The organism is Actinomadura soli (genome assembly GCF_005889715.1).
Taxonomy (GTDB): domain Bacteria; phylum Actinomycetota; class Actinomycetes; order Streptosporangiales; family Streptosporangiaceae; genus Spirillospora; species Spirillospora soli.
Genome location: NZ_VCKW01000152.1, coordinates 1 through 21,812, shown reverse-complemented (window position 1 = coordinate 21,812; position 21,812 = coordinate 1). Strand labels below are relative to the sequence as shown.

The 21,812-nt window shown below is 72.7% G+C and carries 18 protein-coding genes, 1 pseudogene and 2 riboswitches; of the genes and pseudogenes, 12 read left to right on the top strand and 7 right to left on the bottom strand.

Features of this window, described 5'->3' with window-relative positions; genetic code table 11:
* On the top strand, positions 1-1,141 hold a 1,141-nt coding region (locus tag ETD83_RS26095; RefSeq protein ID WP_138647843.1), incomplete at its 5' end, for a L,D-transpeptidase.
* A gap of 6 nt (positions 1,142-1,147) precedes the next feature.
* Here ETD83_RS26095 and ETD83_RS26090 read toward each other — a convergent pair.
* The 5 genes from ETD83_RS26090 to ETD83_RS26070 all read right to left on the bottom strand — a co-directional run bounded on the left by ETD83_RS26090 (position 1,148) and on the right by ETD83_RS26070 (position 8,387).
* Complete coding sequence (locus ETD83_RS26090) at positions 1,148-2,497, bottom strand: M48 family metallopeptidase (RefSeq protein WP_230421188.1); 1,350 nt, start codon at positions 2,495-2,497, stop codon at positions 1,148-1,150.
* Entirely contained in the window at positions 2,494-3,780 is a 1,287-nt protein-coding gene (locus tag ETD83_RS26085) for a gluzincin family metallopeptidase (RefSeq protein ID WP_138647841.1), read from the bottom strand. Before ETD83_RS26085 ends, ETD83_RS26090 begins: the two co-directional genes overlap by 4 nt.
* 42 nt (positions 3,781-3,822) lie before the next feature.
* On the bottom strand, positions 3,823-4,641 hold the full coding sequence (locus ETD83_RS26080) for a CHAP domain-containing protein (protein ID WP_138647840.1): 819 nt from the start codon (positions 4,639-4,641) through the stop codon (positions 3,823-3,825).
* A gap of 30 nt (positions 4,642-4,671) precedes the next feature.
* Positions 4,672-4,768: riboswitch (cyclic di-AMP (ydaO/yuaA leader) on the bottom strand.
* Positions 4,769-4,947: 179 nt separating this feature from the next.
* Positions 4,948-5,149, bottom strand: a riboswitch (cyclic di-AMP (ydaO/yuaA leader).
* A gap of 462 nt (positions 5,150-5,611) precedes the next feature.
* On the bottom strand, positions 5,612-6,529 hold the full coding sequence (locus ETD83_RS26075; RefSeq protein WP_230421187.1) for a C40 family peptidase: 918 nt from the start codon (positions 6,527-6,529) through the stop codon (positions 5,612-5,614).
* A gap of 319 nt (positions 6,530-6,848) precedes the next feature.
* Positions 6,849-8,387 (bottom strand): NYN domain-containing protein, encoded by a 1,539-nt coding sequence (locus tag ETD83_RS26070; protein WP_230421186.1) that lies wholly within the window; start codon positions 8,385-8,387, stop codon positions 6,849-6,851.
* A 61-nt stretch (positions 8,388-8,448) separates the two neighbouring features.
* On the opposite strand from ETD83_RS26070, the gene ETD83_RS26065 reads away from it, so the two are divergent.
* From ETD83_RS26065 to ETD83_RS26055, 3 genes are read left to right on the top strand one after another with little or no spacing between them, the layout of a single operon-like run.
* Positions 8,449-10,251, top strand: a complete 1,803-nt coding sequence (locus tag ETD83_RS26065; protein WP_138647839.1) for a DEDD exonuclease domain-containing protein — start codon at positions 8,449-8,451, stop codon at positions 10,249-10,251.
* A gap of 9 nt (positions 10,252-10,260) precedes the next feature.
* Positions 10,261-11,010, top strand: coding sequence for a rhomboid family intramembrane serine protease (locus ETD83_RS26060; protein ID WP_138647838.1), 750 nt, complete (start codon positions 10,261-10,263; stop codon positions 11,008-11,010).
* Positions 11,011-11,064: 54 nt separating this feature from the next.
* The gene (locus tag ETD83_RS26055; protein WP_138647837.1) at positions 11,065-11,352 is read left to right on the top strand and encodes an Lrp/AsnC family transcriptional regulator; all 288 of its coding nucleotides are present in this window, start codon (positions 11,065-11,067) and stop codon (positions 11,350-11,352) included.
* Here ETD83_RS26055 and trpD read toward each other — a convergent pair.
* Together trpD and ETD83_RS26045 are read right to left on the bottom strand one after the other, a co-directional pair.
* Positions 11,349-12,407, bottom strand: coding sequence for an anthranilate phosphoribosyltransferase (trpD, locus tag ETD83_RS26050; RefSeq protein ID WP_138647836.1), 1,059 nt, complete (start codon positions 12,405-12,407; stop codon positions 11,349-11,351). The genes ETD83_RS26055 and trpD overlap by 4 nt on opposite strands.
* Positions 12,408-12,449: 42 nt before the next feature.
* On the bottom strand, positions 12,450-12,872 hold the full coding sequence (locus ETD83_RS26045; RefSeq protein ID WP_138647835.1) for a type 2 periplasmic-binding domain-containing protein: 423 nt from the start codon (positions 12,870-12,872) through the stop codon (positions 12,450-12,452).
* 63 nt (positions 12,873-12,935) lie between these two features.
* Here ETD83_RS26045 and ctaE point away from each other — a divergent pair, with 63 nt between their 5' ends.
* The 8 genes and pseudogenes from ctaE to ETD83_RS26005 all read left to right on the top strand — a co-directional run bounded on the left by ctaE (position 12,936) and on the right by ETD83_RS26005 (position 21,159).
* Positions 12,936-13,622 carry an aa3-type cytochrome oxidase subunit III gene (gene ctaE, locus ETD83_RS26040; protein ID WP_456236756.1) on the top strand — a complete coding sequence of 229 codons (687 nt, stop codon included), beginning with the start codon at positions 12,936-12,938 and terminating at the stop codon, positions 13,620-13,622.
* A 57-nt stretch (positions 13,623-13,679) separates the two neighbouring features.
* Positions 13,680-14,591, top strand: a complete 912-nt coding sequence (qcrC, locus tag ETD83_RS26035) for a cytochrome bc1 complex diheme cytochrome c subunit (protein WP_138647834.1) — start codon at positions 13,680-13,682, stop codon at positions 14,589-14,591.
* The gene (gene qcrA / locus ETD83_RS26030) at positions 14,588-15,721 is read left to right on the top strand and encodes a cytochrome bc1 complex Rieske iron-sulfur subunit (protein ID WP_138647833.1); all 1,134 of its coding nucleotides are present in this window, start codon (positions 14,588-14,590) and stop codon (positions 15,719-15,721) included. Before qcrC ends, qcrA begins: the two co-directional genes overlap by 4 nt.
* On the top strand, positions 15,718-17,346 hold the full coding sequence (gene qcrB, locus ETD83_RS26025; protein ID WP_138647832.1) for a cytochrome bc1 complex cytochrome b subunit: 1,629 nt from the start codon (positions 15,718-15,720) through the stop codon (positions 17,344-17,346). Before qcrA ends, qcrB begins: the two co-directional genes overlap by 4 nt.
* A 67-nt stretch (positions 17,347-17,413) precedes the next feature.
* A complete protein-coding gene (locus ETD83_RS26020) occupies positions 17,414-18,538 on the top strand; it encodes a glycosyltransferase family 4 protein (protein WP_138647831.1) in 1,125 nt (374 codons plus the stop codon).
* A gap of 17 nt (positions 18,539-18,555) precedes the next feature.
* Complete coding sequence (locus ETD83_RS26015) at positions 18,556-19,356, top strand: hypothetical protein (protein WP_138647830.1); 801 nt, start codon at positions 18,556-18,558, stop codon at positions 19,354-19,356.
* Between the two features lie 514 nt (positions 19,357-19,870).
* Positions 19,871-20,287 (top strand): annotated as a pseudogene (locus ETD83_RS45480) (NTF2-like N-terminal transpeptidase domain-containing protein); the annotation flags it as partial.
* A gap of 20 nt (positions 20,288-20,307) precedes the next feature.
* Positions 20,308-21,159, top strand: a complete 852-nt coding sequence (locus ETD83_RS26005) for a penicillin-binding transpeptidase domain-containing protein (RefSeq protein WP_138647829.1) — start codon at positions 20,308-20,310, stop codon at positions 21,157-21,159.
* Positions 21,160-21,812 lie beyond the last annotated feature (653 nt).

The following is a 21,812-nucleotide window of genomic DNA, read 5'->3' as shown; positions in this document are numbered from 1 at the left end:
GTCGCCGGCGGGCGGCGGGGGGCAGCTCAGGCCGGACAGCCCCATCGCCGTCCAGGCGTACCGCGGCAGTATCGCGAACGTGACCGTGACGTCCGGCCGCGGTCAGGTCGAAGGGGAGTTGAACGCCGACCGGACGCGGTGGAGGTCGCGCTGGACGCTCGAACCGGGCGCGACGTACACGGTCGGCGCGACGGCGGTCGGTGAGGCCGGCAGGACCGAGACGGTCAGCAGCCGCTTCACCACCGCCAAGGTCACGAAGACGAACAAGGTGACGATCGAGGCGCCGTACGACAAGGAGACCGTCGGCGTCGGCATCCCCATCATCATGCAGTTCGACCGCGCGGTGCAGGACAGGAAGGCGGTCGAGCAGGCGCTTGACGTGCGGGCCGACAAGACCGTCGAGGGCGCCTGGCACTGGTTCAGCGACAAGGAGGTCGTCTTCCGGACCAGGCAGTACTGGCCCGCCCACACCAAGGTGACGTTCCAGGCCCACCTCAGTGGTGTGCGCACCGGCGGGGACGTGTACGGCGGCAAGAACTACGCCGTCGACTTCAAGGTGGGCGACTCGCACATCTCCACGGCGGGCGAGGACAGCCACAAGATGGTGGTGAAGGTCAACGGGAAGAAGGCCCGCACCATCCCGACCAGCATGGGCCGAGGCGGGACGGAGAAGTACACCACCACCAATGGCGTCCACCTGACGATGGCCAAGGAAGACCCCACCGTCATGACGTCCGACTGGATGGGGGTCAGCCCCGGGAGCCCCGGCGGCTACAGCCTCACCGTGTACAAGTCCGTGCGCATCTCCGAGAGCGGCGAGTACGTCCACAGCGCGCCGTGGTCGGTCGGCAGCCAGGGCAGCGCGAACGTCAGCCACGGCTGCATCAACATCAGCCCGTCCAACGCGAAGTGGTTCTACGGCCTGGCGCAGCGCGGCGACGTGGTGACGGTGACCGGCTCGGACCGGGAGCTCGCACCGGACAACGGCTGGGGCTACTGGCAGCTCAAGTGGAACGACTGGGTGAAGGGCAGCGCCCTGCAGCGGTCGGTGACGACGGCGCCGCGCGCGGACGCCGCGACGCTGTCCGCGCAGCAGCAGGGCGCCCAGCGCCCGGACAAGCCGCGCGCCGACGGCGACTGACGCCGGTCAGCGCAGCGGTGGGGGCTCTGGGACGTGGCGCATGCGCGCCCAGGTCCGGGCCATGGCGATCCGGTCGGGGCCCGACGGGTGCGTCATCCAGAGCAGGTACTCCATGCCGTCGGGGTTCAGGTCGGAGATGTTGCGCACGGACAGCTCGTGCTGCATCGACACGAACGTCGACGGGTCGCGGGTGAGGTTCAGCGCGTGCGCGTCCGCGCGGGCCTCGATGCGCCGGCTGACGAGGTTCTGGACCGGGGCGCCGAGCTGCGTCCCGGCCGCCACCAGCGCGAGGACGAGCGCGACGGACCGCGGGTCGGCCGCCCCGCCGGACCGGTCCTCCCGCGGGCCGGTGGAGGGGACGCCCGCGCGGCGCAGGAGGCGCGGAGAGGTCATCAGGAGGTACAGCAGGCACATCGACCCGGCGATGGTGAGCGCGCCCACCAGCGTCCCGTACAGGACGTCGTCGCGCTTGGCGTGGCCCAGCTCGTGCGCGACGATCGACTCGACCCGGGCGGGCGGCGACTTCAGCAGCGTGTCGTACAGGACGATGCGGCGCGTGGACCCGAACCCGGACACGTAGGCGTTCAGCGACGTCGTCCGGCGGGACGCGTCCGCGACGAGCACGTCCTCGACGGGCACGCCGTCCCGCTCGGCCATCGCGAGCAGGTCGGTGCGCAGCGGCCCCTGCTGAAGGGAGTGGAACTTGTTGAACACCGGCTCGACGGCGATCGGGTAGATGAACGACACCAGGACGACGAGGAGGAATCCGCCCGCGGCGGCGCCCGTCCACCAGTAGCGCGGGAAGCGGCGCACGACCGCGTACAGGAGCAGCAGGGCGATCGTGCAGATCACCCAGGTGACGGCGAGGGACTTGAACTGGTCCACGAGCCACGCGGGCCAGGTCTGCGTCGACAGCCCGTACCGGCGCAGCACCGACTCGCTCCAGATGTCGAACGGCAGCCCGGCCACGCGCAGCAGCGTCGTCAGCGCCACGGTCGCGACGATGATCCGGAGGAAGCGGTGGCGGGTGCGGGCGGTGGCCCAGGCGATGAACCGCGCGCCGAGGGGCGTGAAGCCCAGCGCGAACACCAGGACCAGGCCGGCGGCGAGGCCCGCGTAGGCGGGCGGGTTGACGGCCGAGTCGAACGCCCTGGACCGGGCGATCTCGGCCGGGGAGAAGTCGAGCGCCGGATCGGGCTCCACGCGTCCGCCGGGGACGCTTCCGGGCAGCGGGTTCCAGGGCGTCGTCAGGGCGAGCACGGCCGCGACGGCGGCGAAGAGCGTCGCGGCGGCGACGGCGGCGGCGATCCGCGGCGTCCGGCCCTCCGCACCCCCCGATTCGCTGCGTTCGCTCAAGTGAGCTCCTTCTTCACGTAGTCGCGCCATTGGGCGGTGAAGCCGTCCGGGGTGAGGCGCAGCACGTCGCGCAGCGCGGTCGCCTCCGGGACGCGCCCGGCGGTCCGGTAGAGCCGCACGAGCGTCGCCTCACCGTACCGGCCGGCGATCATGCGGCAGGCGAGCCAGGCCTCCTGGTAGGACTGGGAGAGGCGCGGGGAGCCGCCCTCGAACGCGGCCGCGGCGGGCAGCGCGGACGGGACCCGTCCCGCCGCCACCTCGCGGCGCAGCTCGCCCGCGGCCGCCCGAACGCCGATCTTCGACCCGCGGTAGCCGACGTAGTCGGCGAAGCCCTCGACGAGCCACTCCGGCGTGGTGCGGTCGAGGGCGGCGCCGGTGGCGACGTGCGTCAGTTCGTGGGCGAGGACGACGTCGCGCCCGATCTCGTTGAGGCGGCCGAAGACGCCGGGGGAGATGACGACGCGGTCGCCGCCCGGGTCCATGCCCGCGGACGGGACGGCGGTCGCGACCGCGGCGATCTCGCCGAGGCCCGGCCCGGCGCCGGGACCGGCGAGCGTGGACGCGAGCGCCGCGTCGGCGGGCACGAGCGCGACGGCCCGCCGCGCCCATCCCGTGCCGACGACGTCGTCGACGACCGGCACGGCCGCGTCGAGGCGTTCGGCGATCTCGCCGAGGCCCGCTGCGTCCCCGATGACGAGGCTGGCCCGGCCTTTGACCACCGATAGGGGGCCGCCGTCCCATATCTCGGCGTCGTCGTGGAAGTCGTAGGACGAGCCGTCACCGACGATCGTCCAACCGCCGGAGCGCTGGGCCAAGGCCAGGTATTGGGTGCGGGCCACGTCGCCGCGGTCGAAGCCGCGCAGCTTGTAGCGCACCCTGACGCGGACGATCGTGACGCCGTTCTCCTTGTCCACCGCCTGGGTGGAGACAACCTGCTCGCGCCACCCTGTGAGGGGGAGCTTGCGGAGATTGCCGTAGAGGCGGGACTGGGCGTCCTGGAACGCGGCGGGCGCGGAGCCGACCGTCGCGAGGAAGGCCGTCCGGTCGCCGGTCCGCACGGCCTGCGCGCGGTTGCCGAGGACGATCGCGGCGTCACCGGCGTTGTACCGGCCGACCGCCCTGGTCCGGCGGCTCTGGGGCGTCCCGTCGCCGCCCAAGGGATCGGCGAAGAACCCCACCGCCGCCCCGCACAGCACCCCGGCCCCGCAGGCGCCGAATCCGAGGATCTTGCGCCGCGTGACCAGGCGGCCAGGCGCGTCGCTCTCGCCGGAGCCGTCGTCCATGCGCGTGATCCTATGCAGCGTGCGGGGGCGGCGAAACGGACGTCACGCCTTGTAGCCGGGGTATCCGTAGCCGACGATGTCGCTGGTCGAGCGCTCCTTGACCCGGACCGCGTTGCCGGTGTTGCCCTCGACGGCCTCGATCGTGCCGGCGTCCACCTTCTTGATCACCATGCCGACGTGCCGGATGTCGCCGCTGGCCTTGCCGCCGTCCCAGGCGTAGAAGACGATCGCGCCCGGCCTGGGCTCGGTGCCCCAGCGGCCGTTGGCCTGGAACCACCGGGCGTGGGCCACGGTCCAGGCGTCGCTGCCGATCTGGTCGGTGAAGCCGATCCGCTCGCCGATCCAGGAGATGAACATGTCGCACCAGTTCGCGTCGCCGTAGCCGCGTAGGGAGCCGCCGTCGCGCGCGAGCGTCTGCCTGGCGCGGGAGGTGCCCATGTACCACTTCTGGAACTTGGTCCCGCCGCCGTCCTCCTCCTCGATCCCGACCTGCGACCTGGCGAGCTTGATGGCCTCCGCGGCGGTGGGCCGCGACTTCCCGGACGGCTTCGCCGGCGCGCCGCCCTGCTTCGTGGCGCCGCCCCCGCCCTTGGCGGCGTTGCCGCTCTTGGGCTTGAGCCCGTCCTTCTCGCGGTCCTTGGACGCGGCCACGCCCGCGTCCTTCCCGGCGGTCGTCAGTTCGGAGAACGCGTTGGCGGCGGGCGGTGGCCCGAACGGCAGGACCGACGCCTGCGCGGTGGCCGCGGCGGTGCCGAGGACGGCGGCGCCGACGACGACGCCGCCGGTCGCCCGCCATGTGATGGTCCGGGTGCTCGGCTTGCGGTGCCTGCCCGGGGTCTTCTTGTGGTGGATGCCTGGCACGGGGGGATCTCCTCGACTTCCATGCCGCCTACCGGGTTAGCTGACGGGTTCGGGCGTGGAAGCCGCCCTACGGCCCGCGCGCGGGCAGGCCGATTCACCCCGAGAGGACACACGGTGGGTCCCCGGCTCCGCGACCCGCCGCGCTTGCGCGGGGCGGTCGGCGGACTCGGCGGTGGCGGCCCGGGGGCGGGCGCGCCGGTCGGATGGGGATACTCCGGCGAGCGGGATGCCGGCGCGGAGCGCAGGTGAAAAGCGGGCGTGGCCGCACTCGGGCGACCACGCCCAGGTAACGCTGCGGGTTCTCTCCTTCGCTCTTCCAGACGCCTACCGGGTTAGCTGACGGGTTCGGGCGAGGAAGTGGCCCTACGGTGGGCTCTCACCGGTTCTTCCGGGAGAGGCGCACCGATTCACCCCGGGCGCCGGACACTGCCGTCCAGGGACGGTCCCTGGACTCCGGCGGTTATGGGTCCCCGGTTCCGCGCGTCGGCGGACTCGGCGCTGCCGCTGCGATCCTGGGGGCGTGATGGGGCCCGGCGCGGGACCTGTCTCCCGCGTGCGAAAGAGCGGCGCGTGATGTTGTGTGCGGACGGCGGCCCGTCACCGGGGACCGTCTCGCGGCCTGACCCTCGGGACCGCCGTGGCAGCGCTCTCAGCGCCATGCACGCTGCGGGCGTGCGCACGATGGGCGGGGTCGGGCGAGGTCTGCGTGGAGACCGTCGCGGCACCGTCCCGGTGCCGCGGAGCGACGCGTGGAGCGCGCCGCCGGGGGGAGACGGCGCGTGGCTCGCGCCGCCGTCACGCGGCCGGTGAACCTGCCGCGTGGGCCGTGGCGCCTGGTGAGCGCCGCGGGGCCACGGCGACTGGACGGCGCCGTGAGTGGTACAAGGTACCAAAGCCCCAAGAGAAGGCAAACCCCCACAAAATCAACAACGGACCAGGTCAAGCCTGGTCCGTTGTCGGAGACGCGACGTCAGGGACGTCCGGCGCCGTAGTAGCCGTTCAGGTAGTAGCCCGACGTGATGCTCACGATCTGGACGTTCTTGCCCGTGCTGGGCGCGTGGATCATCTTGCCGCCGCCCACGAACATGCCCATGTGGCCAAGGCCGTTGAAGAACACCAGGTCGCCGGGCTGCAGGTCGCTCTTGGCCACCCGCTTGGTGGCGGCGTACTGGGAGTTGGTCGTGCGGGTGACGTTGACGCCCGCCGCCGCCCACGCCTTCATGGTCAGGCCGGAGCAGTCGTAGGAGCCCGGGCCCGTCGCGCCGTACTGGTACGGCTTGCCGAGCTGCGCGTAGGCGAAGCTGAGCGCCGCGCGCGCCGGGCCGCTCGCGGGGCCGTTGTAGGTGCCGCCGGTGCCGCCGGTGCCGCCGCCGGAGGACGTCCCGCCGCCGAGCCGCCTGACCAGCGCCTCCTGCTTCTTGACCTTCGCGTCCAGCTCCTTCTTCTGCTTCTTCAGCTCGTCGGACTTGGTCTTCACCTCGTCGTAGGCGGCCTTGGCCACGGCCTGCTCGCGGCGCAGCCGCTGCGCGGTGGCGAGGAACTGGGTGAGCTGGGAGCTGCGCTCCTGCGACAGGTGCGTGAAGACCGCGGCCTGGTCGAGGACGGCCTGCGGGTCGTTGCTGCCGACGAAGCCGGTGACGTCCGTCGACTCGCCGTTCTTGTAGGCGTCCGCCGCCATCTGGGCGACCTTGGAGCGCTGCTCCTCGAAGGTCGCCTCCTCCTGCCTGCTCGACTTCGTCGCCGCGTCGAGCTTCTTCTTGGCGATCTTGAGCTTCTCGTTGAGCTGGTTGTACTGCTCGACCTTCTTGTCCATCTCCTCGTTGAGCTGCGTCAGCTTCTTCTGCGCCTGCGCCCTGGTCGGCCTGGGCTCGGCACTGGCGGGTACCACCAGGGGAGATGCGAAGGTTGCGGTCACGGTCAGGCAGGTGAGAACCGCCAGGCGACGGGAGATGCCGCTGTTCGCCGAGCCGCCTCTACGGTCACGCCGCTGTTCCGGTGCCCCGATGAGTTCATTGGCCACGGTCGGTTTCGCCCCTCTCGTCCACGACGTCAGCGGACGACATTAGCGAGGGTCAACAACCGTCACAACCGATACGTCACTCTTTGATCGACATCCTTGGACAACGTCCACCTTCTGTGACTTCCGACTTACTGAGTGCGAAACTTCCCTTATTAGGGCCTTATGGCCGCCTTATGGCCTGACCGCCCTACGATCGGCCGAGGCGGCGCAGCAGCAGCGTCGACGGGCACGGCCGGGCGTTCGCGCGCCGCGCCGAGTCGGCCACCTCGCGGTCCGACGACACCACGACGACCGCGCGTCCCTGCGGCTCCGCCCGCACCAGCTCGCCGATCAGCTCGTCCGCGGTCTGCCCCGGGCGGCTGAACAGCACCCGGACGCCGCGCGGCGCCGCGATGGCGACCGGCGCGTCCAGCTCCGCGCCGTCGAACACGCACGTCACCTCGGCGCGGGTCTGCGCGGCGAGCCCGCCGAGCCCCGACAGCAGCCGGGTGCGCTGGTCGGACAGCGGCAGCTCCCCGTACCCGGTCTTGGTCACGTTGTAGCCGTCCACGACGAGGTGCACGCGCGGCAGCGTCAGCAGCCGGTCGAGCAGCTGCGGGTCGCTGTCGGACAGCGCCCGGCCCGGGAGCGCGCGGTGCGCCTGCCGGTCGGGCTCCAGCGCGCCCACCGCGTCCGCGGGACGCTCGATCGTGGACGGCAGCGCCAGCTCCCGGCGGACGCCCTGCGCCGCGTCCACGAGCGTGTCGAGCAGCATCCGCAGCCGGACGTCCTCCACGTTGCGGCCCTCGCGCGCGGCCCGCTTGGCGGCCTCCGCCGCGGCCTCGGCCTGGGCGGCGCGGGCGCGCAGCTTGCGCAGCTCCTTCTCGGACGCGGCGGTCGACTCGCGCGCCTCGGCGAGCGACCGCTCGGCCTCGGCCGCGGCCGCGGCGGCGCGCTCCTCCGCGGCCCGGAACCGGGTGCGCGCCTCGTGCAGCTTGCGGCGCAGGTCCGCGACCTCGGCCTTGGTCTCGCGCAGCTCGGCGCGCAGCCGGTCCACCTCCGCGGCGCGGGCGGTGCGGGCGGCGGCCAGCTCCGCCTTCAGCGCGGCGACGCGCCGCTCGGCCGCCTCCTCCTCCGAGGCGGTGGCGGAGCGTTCCAGCTCCTCGCGGGCGGACTCGACCAGCTCGGTCCAGCCCTCGGGGCGCAGCAGGTAGGCGAGCACCGCGACCCGGACCGGGTCGGCGGCGGGCGGGACGTCGCGGTCCTCGACCGCCGCCACGAGGTCGGCCTGCCCGTCGCGCAGCGGCTCGGCGACGCGCCGCCGGAAGCCGGGGTCCTTCTCCAGGGCCGCGGCGATGTGCTGCCCGGCGAGCTTGGCGCGCTTGCGGCGCTCGAACCGGGCGAACCGGCGCAGCGGCGCGGGGACGTCGTCCAGCGGCAGCGCCCCGATCACCTCGGCGGCGACCTCCACGACCGCCTGCCGCACGGCCTCCGGCAGCGGCCTGCGCAGCCGCTCCCGGTGCGCCTCGGCGCAGCCGCCACCGCCGGGGCGGGCCTTGTCCGCGGGTTCCTCGCCGCCGGGAGCCGCTTCGGGGCCGCTGTCGATGATCCCGCTCCTTCCGGACCGCGCCGCCGGTGGGCTGTGTCTTCCCGAGCAGTCCGCACCTAACCAGGGCGAACGTGTGATCGGACGGATCGCGCCGGCCTCCCCGGGCCGTCCCCGCCGTCCCCGACCGGCGGGACGCACCGGCGCCCCTCAACCCTAGCGGCCCCGGCTTCTGTCGGTGGGGTCCTCTACGGTCGCGCACATGACGGCTGCGCACGGTGTCCAGACCGCCGGCGTCCAGGGAACTCTGGACGACCTCGGCACGCCACTGTCAGGGGTCACCTTCGTGGTGGTCGACCTGGAGACCACGGGCGGCTCGGTCGCCGACTCCGCCATCACCGAGATCGGCGCGGTGAAGGTGCGCGGGGGAGAGGAGCTCGGCGAGCTCGGCACGCTCGTCGACCCCGGCGGGCCCGTCCCGCCGTTCATCACCGCCCTGACCGGCATCACCACCGCGATGGTGACGGCCGCGCCGAAGATCGAGGCGGTGCTGCCCGCGTTCCTGGAGTTCGCGCGCGGCTGCGTCCTCGTCGCGCACAACGCCTCGTTCGACATCGGCTTCCTCAAGGCCGCGTGCGCCGAGAACGGCTACGCCTGGCCCGCGTTCCCCGTCGTCGACACCGTCGACCTCGCGCGGCGCGTCCTGTCCAAGGACGAGGTGCCCAACTGCAAGCTCAGCACCCTGTCCCGGTTCTTCCGCACGGCCAACGAGCCGACGCACCGCGCCCTCGCCGACGCCCGCGCCACCGTCGAGGTCCTGCACGGCCTGATCGAGCGGCTCGGGTCGTTCGGCGTCACCTCGCTGGAGGAGATGCGGAGCTTCGCCAAGGCCCCGACCCCGGAGCAGCGCCGCAAGCGCCACCTCGCCGACGACGTCCCGAGCGAGCCCGGCGTCTACCTGTTCGAGGACGGCTCGGGCGAGGTCCTCTACGTCGGCAAGAGCGGCGACCTGCGGTCCCGCGTGCGCAGCTACTTCACCGGCTCGGAGACGCGCTGGCGCGTCCGGGAGATGGTCGGCATCGCCGAGAACGTCCGGACGATCGTGTGCGCCACCGGGCTGGAGGCCGAGGTCCGCGAGCTGCGGCTCATCGCCGAGCACAAGCCGCGCTACAACCGCCGCTCCAAGTTCCCCGAGCGGGCGATCTGGCTGAAGCTGACCGTGGAGCCGTTCCCGCGGCTGTCGATCGTCCGCGAGTGCCGCGCCGACGGGGCCCGCTACCTCGGGCCGATCTCGTCCCGCCGGCAGGCCGAGGAGGCACGTGCGGCGCTGCACGAGGCCGTCCCGCTGCGCCAGTGCACCCAGCGGCTGACGCTCCGCATCATCGAACGCGGCAAAGCCCGCGCGTGCGCGCTCGCCGAGATCGGGCGCTGCGGCGCGCCCTGCGACGGCCGCGAGTCCGCCGACGCCTACGCCGTCCACGTCGGGACGGCCCGCTCTGTCATGGAGGGCGACGTGCGTCCCGTGGTCGCCGCCGCGCAGGTCCGCATCGACCGGCTCGCGTCCGAGCTGCGCTACGAGGAGGCGGGCGCGCAGCGCGACCGGATCGCCGCGTTCGTCCGCGCCGCCGCGCGCGGGCAGCGCCTCGCCGCGCTCGCGCGGCTTCCCGAGCTGGTCGCGGCCCGTCCCGCGTTCGACGGCGGCTGGGAGCTGGCGGTGGTGCGCTACGGACGGCTCGCCGCCGCCGGGAACGTTCCGCCCCGCGCCGCCCCGCGCCCCTACGTCGACGCGCTCATCGCCACCGCCGAGACGGTGTTCCCGCCCTCCGGGGAGGCGCCCGGCGGCGTCGCGCTCGGCGCCCCGCCCTCCGCGGGCGCCACGGCTGAGGAGATGGAGTGCGTCCTGCGCTGGCTCGACCTGCCCGGCGTCCGCCTCGTCGAGGTCGCCGGCGCCTGGACGTGCCCCGCCCACGGTGCCGAGGGCCTGCGCGAATGGATCGACCGGGCCTATGACAGGTCCTACGAGGGGGCGTCGGAGGCGTCCCGTCCCAGGCGCGGCCGCCACTAAGGTGACGGGGTGGCCCTGCCCCTCTATGACAGCCAGCCGGCGCGTCGCGTCCCGTGGGTGACGTACCTGCTCGTCGCGGCCAACGTGGTGGTGTTCCTGATCACCCCGATGTCGAACTTCGCCACCTGGTACGGCGAGGGCCACGTCCGCGAGTGCCGGACGGCGCACTTCACCTACGAGTACGGCGCCGTCCCCAGGGAGCTGACCACCGGCGACCAGAAGCCGCTGCCGCCGGACGTCGTCGACGAATGCGGTCCCTCGTCCTTCGGCAAGGCCCCCTGGACGTCCGCGTTCACCTCGATGTTCCTGCACTCCGGCGCGCTGCACCTGCTGAGCAACCTCGTCGCGCTGTTCGTCGTCGGCATGGGCGTCGAGGACAGGCTCGGCCGGTGGCGCTACCTGTTCAGCTACCTGTTCTTCGGGCTCGTGGCCGTCTACGGGTACGCCTGGACGTCACCCGACTCCACCGTCCCGCTCGTCGGGGCGTCCGGCGCCATCGCCGGGGTGATGGGCGCCTACGTGATCCTCAACCCGCGGGGCCGGGTCGTCAGCTGGGTGCCGCCGGTCATCGTGATGCGGCTGCCGGTGTGGGTGGTGCTCGGGTACTGGTTCGTCCTGCAGTGGCTGTCGCTGGGCGACGACAAGAGCAACGTGGCCTACGCCGCGCACATCTACGGCTTCGTCGCCGGGGTGGCGTTCGCGGTCCTGGCCCGCCGCGCGGGCCCCGCCCGCCGCCTCGCCGCCCTGAGCCGCGGCTGACCGTCCGGAGGCGTCCCGATAGGGTCGGACCGTCCGCACTCAGGGGAGGGTGAAGTGGTCACTGCGATCGTGTTCGTCAAGGCCGACGTCGCGCGCATCCACGAGGTGGCCGAGACGATCGCGGCCCTCGACGGCGTCAGCGAGGTCTACTCCATCACCGGGGACCACGACCTCATGGCGATGGTCCGGGTGCGCCGCAACGAGGAGCTGAACGACATCATCCCGGGCCGCATCAACAAGGTCCCCGGCATCCTCGGCACCGAGACCCACATCGCGTTCCGCACCTACTCCCAGCACGACCTGGAGCAGGCGTTCGCCCTCGGCCTCCCCGACGCCGACTAGTCCACCGACTGCCGGAGCCCCTTGGAGATCTCGATCCAGCGGTCGAGGAGGGTGTTCGCGTCGCCGGAGTCGACGGCCGCGGCCGCGCGCTCGTAGCCGCCGCGGAGCGCCCCGGTCAGGGCCGCGGGGGCGGGCGCGCCCTCGTAGGCGGTGATGAGCGCGGCGGCGTTCAGCAGCACCATGTCGCGGACCGGGCCCTGCCGCCCGGCGAACGTCTCGCGCGCCACCCGCCCGTTGAACGCGGCGTCGGCGCCGCGCAGGTCCTCCGGCTTGGCGGGCGGGATGCCCAGGTCGGACGGGTCGAACGTGGTCTGCGTCGCCGTCCCGTCGCGGACGACCCACACCGTCGAGGTGCCGGTCGTCGTCAGCTCGTCCAGGCCGTCGTCGCCGCGGAACACCAGCGACGAGCAGCCCCGGGCGGCGAACACGCCCGCGACGATGCCCGCCATCCGCGGATGGAACACGCCGACCGCCTGCGCACCAGGACGCGCCGGGTTCGTCAGCGGCCCGAGGAAGTTGAACACGGTCGGGGTGCCGAGTTCGCTCCGCGTCCGCGCCGCGTGCCTCAGCGCGGGGTGGTACAGCGGCGCGAAGCAGAAGGTGATGCCGATCTCCTCGGCGATCCGGGCGGTGGCCTCGGGCGGCAGATCGATGGCGACGCCGAGGTGCTCCAGCAGGTCGGCGGCGCCGCAGGACGACGACGCGGCCCGGTTGCCGTGCTTGACCACCCGGACGCCCGCCGCGGCCGCGACCACGGCGGCCATCGTGGACACGTTGACGGTGTGCGCGCGGTCGCCGCCCGTCCCGACGAGGTCGGCGATGGGGCCCGGCACGTGGATGGGCTTGGCGTTGTCCATCATGCCCTCGGCGAGGCCCGTGACCTCCTCGACCGTCTCGCCCTTGGCGCGCAGCGCGACCGCGAAGCCCGCGATCTGCACGTCGGTGGCGTCCCCGGCCATGATGCTGTTCATGGCCCAGGAGGTCTCCTCGCTGGTCAGCGAGTCGCCCGAGAGCAGGGCGTTGAGCAGTGCGGGCCAGGTGGTGCGCGCGTCCATGTCGCCTACCGGGTCTCAGGTCTCAGGGCCTTGGGGGACGGTCTACAGGGCGGGGAGGCGCTCGCCGAGGCGCTTGCGCATCAGCCCGGCGAGGGCGTTCGCGACGGCCATCGGGTCGAGCGGCAGGCTCACCACCGCGTCGGCGCGGGACCAGGTCGCGAGCCAGCCGTCGTCGCGGCGGCCGATGATCGCGAGGACGGGCGGGCAGTCGTACACCTCGTCCTTGGCCTGCCGGCACACGCCGAGGCCGCCCGCGGGCTGCGCCTCGCCGTCCACCACCAGGACGTCGACGTCGCCCTGGTCGAGCCGCGCCACGACGGCGGGCTGGGTCGCGATCTCGACGAACTCGACCTTCGGGAGATCGGCGGCGGGGCGGCGCCCGATCGCCATCCGGATCTGGGCGCGGGTGTTCGCGTCGTCGCTGTAGACGAGGACCTTCATCGGGCCCTCAGGGGCGGTGCTCATGGACGTGAAGGTTACCCGGTCGGGGGAGGCGGGGACACGCTCGGGAACCCTAGAAGGGGGGTCATGCGTCACTCACGGGACAGGGGCGCAATAATGCTGCCCGTGACAGCATCCGCCATTGAGACAACACCTCACGCACGGGCGAATCGTCCAAATCTCGTCAGCGTGGGGACGATCGTCTGGCTGTCGTCCGAGCTGATGTTCTTCGCGGCGCTGTTCGCGATGTTCTTCACGATCCGCTCCGTGACGATCGGCCAGTCCGGGGAAGACGCGTGGCCGGGCGCCCCGCTGGACCTGCCGCTGTCGTCGGTCAACACGACCGTCCTGGTGCTGTCCTCGGTGACCTGCCAGATGGGCGTGTTCAAGGCCGAGGCGGGCAAGGTCGGGCGTGACGGGAGCCTGCTGAACTTCAGGAGCTGGGGCCTGCGCGAGTGGTACGTCCTGTCGTTCCTCATGGGCGCCTACTTCATCGCCGGCCAGGGATACGAGTACTACAACCTCGTCACCCACGACGGGCTGACCTTCTCGTCCTCGGCCTACGGCTCGATCTTCTACCTGGCGACCGGCTTCCACGGCCTGCACGTCACCGGCGGCCTCATCGCCTTCCTCTTCATCCTCGGGCGCACCTACGCCGCGAAGCGATGGACGCACGAGCAGGCGACGAGCGCGATCGTCGTGTCCTATTACTGGCACTTCGTCGACGTGGTGTGGATCGGCCTGTTCGCGGCCGTCTACCTGCTCGACATGTGACCGCCGCCCCGACGAACACCTGACCCACCAGAAGACATGACCCGAACGGGGATTTCCGTGAAAAGGATCACCGCATGGCGACGGCGCCCGTGGGCGGGCTACGCCGTCGTGCTGGCGGCCCTGGCGGCGATCGGCGTCGTCTACGCCGGATTCTCACCGCAGACCGAGCGCGCCGAGGCGAAGAGCAGCGCCCAGGCCGCTCAGGACCTGAAGAACGGCCAGGAGCTGTTCAACAAGAACTGCGCGAGCTGTCACGGCCTGAACGCCGAGGGCACCAAGGACGCCAAGGGCAAGCCGCTCGCGCCCAGCCTCATCGGCGTGGGCGCCGCGTCCGTCGACTTCCAGGTCAGCACGGGCCGGATGCCCGCGATGAACCCCGGCGCGCAGGTGCCGCGCAAGGAGCCGATCCCCGCGTTCGACACCTCGATCAAGACCGACTACGAGGACCCGAAGGAGCGCGAGCACGCCGAGAAGCAGAAGGCGCAGGCCGAGAAGAACCTGCGCGATCTGCGGGCCTACGTCCAGTCGCTGGGCCTCGGCCCCGAGGTCCCGCCGGCGTCGGCGGTCGACCCGGAGGGCGGCGACGTCGCGCTCGGCGGCAAGCTGTTCCGCACCAACTGCGCCCAGTGCCACAACTTCACCGGCCAGGGCGGCGCGCTGACCGGCGGCAAGTACGCGCCGCCGCTGTCGGGCGACGATGTCACGCCCACCCAGATGTACGAGGCGATGCTGACCGGCCCGCAGGCGATGCCGGTCTTCAACGACACCACGCTCACGCCGAAGGAGAAGCAGGCGATCATCGCCTACCTGGTGCAGACGCGTGAGGAGCCGAACCCGGGCGGCAACGGCCTCGGCCGCATCGGCCCGGTGAGCGAAGGCCTGGCCGGCTGGCTGATCGGCATCGGCCTGCTGGTGCTGGCCGCCATGTGGATCACCGCGAAGAAGCCGAAGAAGCTGAAGAAGTCATGAGCGACGACAACAAGGAGACCGCGGGCCCCGAGGGCCCGCGCGAGGGCGGCGAGCCGCGCGAGGGCGGCGCCCGGCGCGAGCGCGTCCTCGGCACGCCGTCCCCGGCGAGGGAGAAGGCGCTGCTCGCCGAGGACGACATCTCGGCGCCCGCCGGCGTGGGCGAGCAGCTCGACGAGGCGTCGATGAAGCGGGCCGAGCGGATCGTCGCGACGCTCTTCATGGTCGCGTTCGCGGCCAGCGTGGCGTTCATCGCCTACTTCATCGGCTGGAGCGGCCGCGACGGCGGCATGCACGGCGTGGTGCGCGCCCGCGAGTCCAACTTCTGGCTCGGCGGGACGATGGCGCTGTCGTTCCTCGCGATGGCCGCCGGCGTGACCATCTGGGTGCGCCGGCTGATGACCAGCAAGCCGATCGTCCAGGAGCGGCACGAGCTGGCCGCCGACGAGGACACCAGGGCCGCGTTCGCCCAGGACTTCATGGAGGGCGCCGAGGACAGCGGCATCACCAAGCGGCCGCTGCTGCGCCGCACGCTCCTGCTGGCCGCCGCGCCGCTCGGCCTGGCGCCGCTGGTGCTCCTGCGCGACCTCGGCCCGCTGCCGGAGAAGCGGCTCCGCCACACCTACTGGGGCGAGGCCGTCAAGCGGGCCAAGAGCGAGGGCAAGAAGGGCGTCCGGCTGGTCGTGGACGGCACCCACCGCCCGCTGCGGGTCAGCGACTTCGCCAGCCCCGGCAGCATGATCACCGTCCTGCCGGAGGGCGTCGAGGAGCACGTCCCCGAGGACGAGGTGCTCACCCAGAACGCCAAGGCGGTCACGATCCTCATCAACGTTCCCGAGGACCGGTTCAAGCCCGCCAAGGGGCGCGAGAACTGGCACATCAACGGGATCGTGGCGTACTCCAAGGTGTGCACGCACGTCGGCTGCCCGGCGGCGCTGTACGAGCAGACGACGCACCACATCCTGTGCCCGTGCCACCAGTCCACGTTCGACGCCACCGACGCCGCGAAGGTGATCTTCGGCCCGGCGGCGCGGCCGCTGCCGCAGCTTCCGCTGTCGGTGGAGGACGGGTACATCATCGCGACCAGCGACTATCACGAGCCGGTCGGACCGAGCTTCTGGGAGCGCGGATGAGCGACACGACCGCACCGAAGGCGATCGAGGGCACGCTCGGCTTCATCGACGAGCGGCTCGGCTCCACGACCTTCTTCCGGCGCAACGTCAAGAAGGTCTTCCCGGACCACTGGTCGTTCATGCTGGGCGAGATCGCCCTGTACTCCTTCGTCATCCTGCTGCTGACCGGGACGTTCCTGACGCTCTGGTTCAACCCGAGCATGAAGGAGGTCGTGTACGACGGCTCGTACACGAAGCTGCAGGGCGTGAAGATGTCGGAGGCCTACGCCTCGACGCTGAGGATCAGCTTCGACGTGCGCGGCGGCCTGCTGATGCGGCAGATCCACCACTGGGCCGCGATCCTGTTCATGGCGTCGATCCTGGCGCACATGCTCCGGGTGTTCTTCACCGGCGCGTACCGCAAGCCGCGCGAGCTGAACTGGATCATCGGCATCAACATGTTCATGCTCGGCATGCTGGAGGGCCTGTTCGGGTACTCGCTGCCGGACGACCTGCTGTCCGGCACCGGCCTGCGGATCACCCAGGGCGTCCTGGAGTCGATCCCGCTCGTCGGCGCCTACGGCTACATGTTCCTGTTCGGCGGGGAGTTCCCCGGGCAGGACATCATCCCGCGGCTCTACATGCTGCACATCCTGCTGATCCCGGGCCTGATCCTCGGCCTGGTCACCGCGCACATGATGATCATGTGGCATCAGAAGCACACCGCGATGCCGGTCAAGAACCAGACCGAGAAGAAGGTGTACGGCTACCCGTTCTACCCGGTGTTCATGGCCAAGACGGGCGCCTACTTCCTGTTCGTGTTCGGCGTCGTGGCGCTGCTCGGGGCGTTCGCGCAGATCAACCCGATCTGGCTGTTCGGGCCCTACGATCCGGGCGCGATCTCGTCCGGGTCCCAGCCGGACTGGTATATGGGGCCCCTCGAAGGGGCGCTGCGGATCATGCCGAACTGGGAGATCTCCGCCTGGGGCCACACGGTCAGCTTCAACGTGCTGATCCCGGCGGCGGTGCCGCTCGGCATCATCTTCGGCGGCGCGATGGCGTGGCCGTTCATCGAGGCGTGGGTGACGGGCGACAAACGGCAGCACCACGTCAACACGCGTCCGCGCAACGCCCCCGTCCGCACCGCGACCGGCATGGCGGCGGTGACGTTCTACGGGCTGCTGTGGCTCGCCGGCGCGAACGACGTCCTCGCCGAGCGGTTCCACGTGTCGCTGTTCGCCACGACCTGGTTCTTCCGCGTGACGGTCATCCTCGGGCCGATCCTGGCGTTCATCGTCACCAAGCGGATCTGCCTCGGCCTGCAGCGCAAGGACGCCGACGTCATCGGCCACGGCGTGGAGAGCGGCGTCATCATGATGTCGCCGGACGGCAGGTTCTCCGAGCGGCACGAGGCGCCGCGCGAGGAGGAGAAGATCGTCCTGCTGTCCAAGGAGAACGCCAGGCCGGAGGCGCCCGCGCGGGACGCCAGGGGCATCCCCGCGCCCGGCGCCAAGGGCCCGATCGGGCACCTGCGCTCGCGGCTCAACCGCGCGTGGACGTTCGACGACGTCCCCGTCGAGGAGCACGGGCACGGCGAGCACGAGGCGATCGAGAGCGGCTCGGACTCCGAGCAGGTCAAGCGCTGACCCGGATTCTCCGAAAGGGCCCGGCACCGGCATCCGGTGCCGGGCCCCTTCATATGCTGGGCCGACGATGAGGACCCTGTTCGTCACCAACGACTTCCCGCCCCGTCCGGGCGGCATCCAGACGTTCCTGCACGGCCTCGCGGTGCGGCGCCCGCCCGGCTCGGTGGTCGTGTACGCGCCGTCCTGGAAGGGCGCCGCCGGGTTCGACGCGGAGCAGCCGTTCCCGGTCGTCCGGCATCCCGGTTCGCTGATGCTGCCGGAGCCGGGGGTGCTGCGCCGGGCGGAGGACGTTCTGCGCGCGGAGGGCTGCGACTCGGTCGTGTTCGGTGCGGCGGCGCCGCTCGGCCTCCTGGCCCCGGCGTTGCGGCGGCGCGGCGCCGGCCGCCTCGTCGGGATCACGCACGGGCACGAGGCTGGCTGGGCGTCGCTGCCGGTGGCGCGGGCCCTGCTCCGCCGCATCGGGGACGGCGTGGACGCCCTGACCTACCTCGGCGAGTACACGCGTTCCCGCATGGCGCGCGCCCTGTCTCCGGAAGCCGTGGCGCGGATGGCCCATCTCGCCCCCGGCGTCGACGAGAAGGTGTTCCACCCGGGAGCAGGCGGCGACGAGATCCGGGCACGGCACGGCCTGACGGGCCGTCCCGTGGCGGTGTGCGTCTCGCGCCTGGTGCCGCGCAAGGGGCAGGACGCCCTGATCCACGCGTGGCCGACCGTCCTGCGGACGGTGCCGGGCGCGGCGCTGCTGCTCGTCGGCGGCGGCCCCTACCGAGCCGACCTGCGACGCCTGGCCGTCTCCCGCGGCGTGGACGGTTCGGTCGTGTTCACCGGCAGCGTCCCGTGGGAGGAACTGCCCGCCCACTACGACGCGGGCGACGTGTTCGCGATGCCGTGCCGCACCCGCCGCCGCGGCCTGGACGTGGAGGGTCTCGGGATCGTCTACCTGGAGGCGTCGGCCACCGGCCTGCCCGTCGTGGCGGGCGACTCCGGCGGCGCGCCCGACGCCGTCCTGGACGGCGAGACCGGCATGGTCGTGCCGGGCCGCTCCGTCGCCCGCGTCGCGGAAGCCCTCGCGACCCTGCTCGCCGACCCGGACGGGGCCCGCCGCATGGGCGAGCGCGGGCGGGCCTGGATCGAACGGGAATGGCGCTGGGAGATCCAGGCGGCCCGCTTGGGAAGCCTGCTGACGTCCTGAGATGACAGGATGCGTGCATGGACATCGAGGACGCATGGGCCCGCGTTCCCGGGGAGGCCGCCCGGTGGCTGCACGAGCTGGATCCCGACCACTGCTACTCGGGGTTCGAGCCGCCGCGCCGTCCCGACGCCGCCTGGGTCCTGCACGCGATGTACTCCTGGGAGGAGGGGCTGGTCACCACCACCCACGACGATGTCCACCAGTCGGTGACGGCGGCGGGCCTCACCGAACCGGCCGACCCGGCCGCTGAGACGCCCGGCGATGTCGGCGACCTGCTCGAAGGGGCCATCGTCACCGGCACCGGGCTCGGCCGCAGCGGCCACCCGGGCGCGGGCTGGCGGCGGCTGCGCTGGCGGGAGCTCGCCCGCGGGTTCGGCGAGCCGGCCGTCCCGGACGGGGAACTGCCGGGAAGCCGCTGCCTGCGCCAGGCCCATCCCGCCGGAAGCTGGTCGGCGGCCATCCAGCCGCCCGCGGAGGGCTGCCTCGACCGGGAGAGCTGGTACCGGCTGATCGGGGTGCTGCTGCGGCACAGCCCGTCCGGCGCGGGCACCCGCTGCCTGGCCTACTACTGCCCGCTCGTCACCGCCGACTGGGACGACGAGACCGTCCTCGCCGGGCGGCTGGGCGACGCGGCCGGCCTGTACGACCACCCGGCCATGGCGAGCTGCCCGTCCGACCTGTGGGCCGAGGACCGCTCCTGGGTCGTCTACTGCGACTGGGACCTGTGGGGCACGAAGGTCGTCGGCCCCGCCGCGCTCATCGAGGCCGTCCTGGACGATCCCGACCTGGAGTCCCTCCGCCTCCCCTGGACCCGCTAGGGGCCGTGCTCCGGCTCCGGAGACCGGTTCCGCGCGGACGCCCCTGCCGAGGTGGGGTGGTTTTGATCCGGTGTGGGACGGTCCGGGCGCGCTCGCGGAGGAGATCCTGGAGACGGGCGCGCCGCGGGCCTGGCCGTGAGGCCGGATCGGGTCCGCGTGGACGGGAGCGCGGGGCACGGCCCCGGCGTCCGGCACCGTGGGGCCCGGCCCCGCGACGGTGCCGGGCCGCGGACGCGCGGGAGGGGGTGCGCGCCCCGGAATGATCCCTGTCGCGGTGATCGCGTCATCCGGGGCACCTCCTGCCGCCGCTGTGCGTCCGCGGTCCCTGACGTTCTCGAAGGTAGAGCCGCCCGCGGTCGCCGGCGTCGCCGTTAACGGCCGCTTAAGGGGCGGATCACTCGTCGCTAAGCCGCCTTCCAGATTCGGCCATTAATGGGGCGTTCCACTGCATGACGGAGTAATCGGACGCTGGGATGATCAATTTCCGGGTGGGCGGTGGGCCGAGGAGGGGACGGTGCGATCTCGTGGCGTGTTAGTGCTGGCCGCGGTTGTGGCGGCGGTACTGGTGGCGGGCGTCGCGGCGGGCTGGGCGCTGCGGCGCGATGGGAAGGGCGACACGCCCGAACGGGTCGCGTCCCGCTACTTCGCGGCCTGGAGCAAGGGCGACCTGGACGGGATGGGCGAGCTGGTCGCCGCCCCGCCCGCCGACTTCGCCGCGCAGCACCAGGCGCTGACGCGCGGGCTCGCGGTCAACACGATCGCGCTGGAGCCCCGGCCCGTCGTGCGGTCCGGGCCGGACGCCGCGCGCGCCGCGTTCACCGTCACCCGGTCGCTGGCCGCGCACGGGGCCTGGACGTTCGCGTCGGAACTGCGGCTCGCCCGGGTGGACGGGCGCTGGCGCGTCCGGTGGACGCCCGCGACGCTGTACCCCGGGTTGAAGGGCGGGGGTGAGTGGGCCATGCGGCAGGTGACCGTCCCGGCCGCGACGCTGGTCGCGCGAGACGGCCGGGCGCTCCCGGACGGCGGCCCGCTCGCCCCCTACGTCGCCGCGATCACCAGCCGGCTGGACGAGGAGGAAGACCAGACCGTGTGGGCGATCGAGCTGCGCGACGATGGCGGGCCGCCGCAGCGCGTGAAGCTTTTCGGCGCGGAGAAGGGCCGCAGGACACCGCGCAGCGCACGATCCGCAACGACGAGGACCACGCGCTCGGCCGGACGACGCTGCGGGGCGCGTTCGCCGCGTCCTGCAACACCACGTTCTCGCGGCTCGCGGTCGAGCGGCTCGGCGCGGAGAAGCTGGCGGCGAGCGCCCGCCGGTTCGGCTTCGGCGCGCGGCTCGCACCGGGTGTGGACGCCGCGGACGGGAGCTTCCCCGGCCCGGAGAGCGGCGCGGAGCTGGCGGAGGCGGCGATCGGGCAGGGCCGCGTCCAGGCGAGCCCGCTGCTGATGGCGTCGGTCGCCGCGGCCGCGGCGGACGGCTCGTGGCGCTCGCCCCGGCTGCTCGCGCCGAAACTGATCCGCGAGGGCGGGGGAGCGGCGCCGGATCCCCGCCCGGTGCCGGGGGCGTCCGCGCTCCGCACGATGATGCGGGCGGTCGTCACCGGTGGCACCGCCGCGGGCGCCGGGCTCCCCGGCGGGACGGCGGGCAAGACCGGGACCGCCGAGATCGGCGGCGGCCGGTCGCACGCCTGGTTCATCGGATACCGCGACGGCATCGCGTTCTCGGTCTTCGTCGAGGCCGGCGGCTCGGGCCCGAAGGTGGCCGCGCCCCTGGCCGCCCGCTTCCTGAAGGCCATGGGCTGATCACCGGGGCGTCGCCGAGGATTCGCCCGGATCGTCGCGTGAACGCGTGAACATGTCGCGGGCTTCGCACGTACTGCCTTGGAGAACAGAACGACCGCGGAGTAAGGCTCAGCACCTTTTTGGCACCAACTCGCATCTGAGTGGCTCTTGGGGCGTATGCTCCCGGAGTGATCGAGCGGATTCGTCGAGAATCCGTTCGGGGAACGCGGTTGGAGCGAGCGGGCTCCTGATCCGCGGTCCCCGATGTCTCAGCGGGAAGGCCGCCGGGCGACGAGCCCGACGGCCCGGAGCCGACCGGCGTTCGCCGAGCCCTCCGTCTCCTCCACAGGAGAGGGCATGGCGCGACGCGATAACGGGCATGCGTCCCGGAGCACTACGCATGCTGCACCGTGGGCGGAGACGCCCGCGCGCCCCTCGTCGAGACCCGGGCCCCGGTCGGGGCCGAGGTCCGACGAGCCGCAGTGGCCCGAAGGGTCCTGGTGGTCGGAGCAGCCGGACTGGTCCGAGCGCGGACGGCGCTCGTCCCACCGCGGCCCGAGCCGCCGCGAGATGAGACGGCGCGAGCGGGCCGGGGAGGAGAAGTCCCCCAGGCGCGAGCAGGCGCAACCCTCCGCGCCGCCCGACCGGTTCGGCGCGCGGAACAGGCCCCCCGC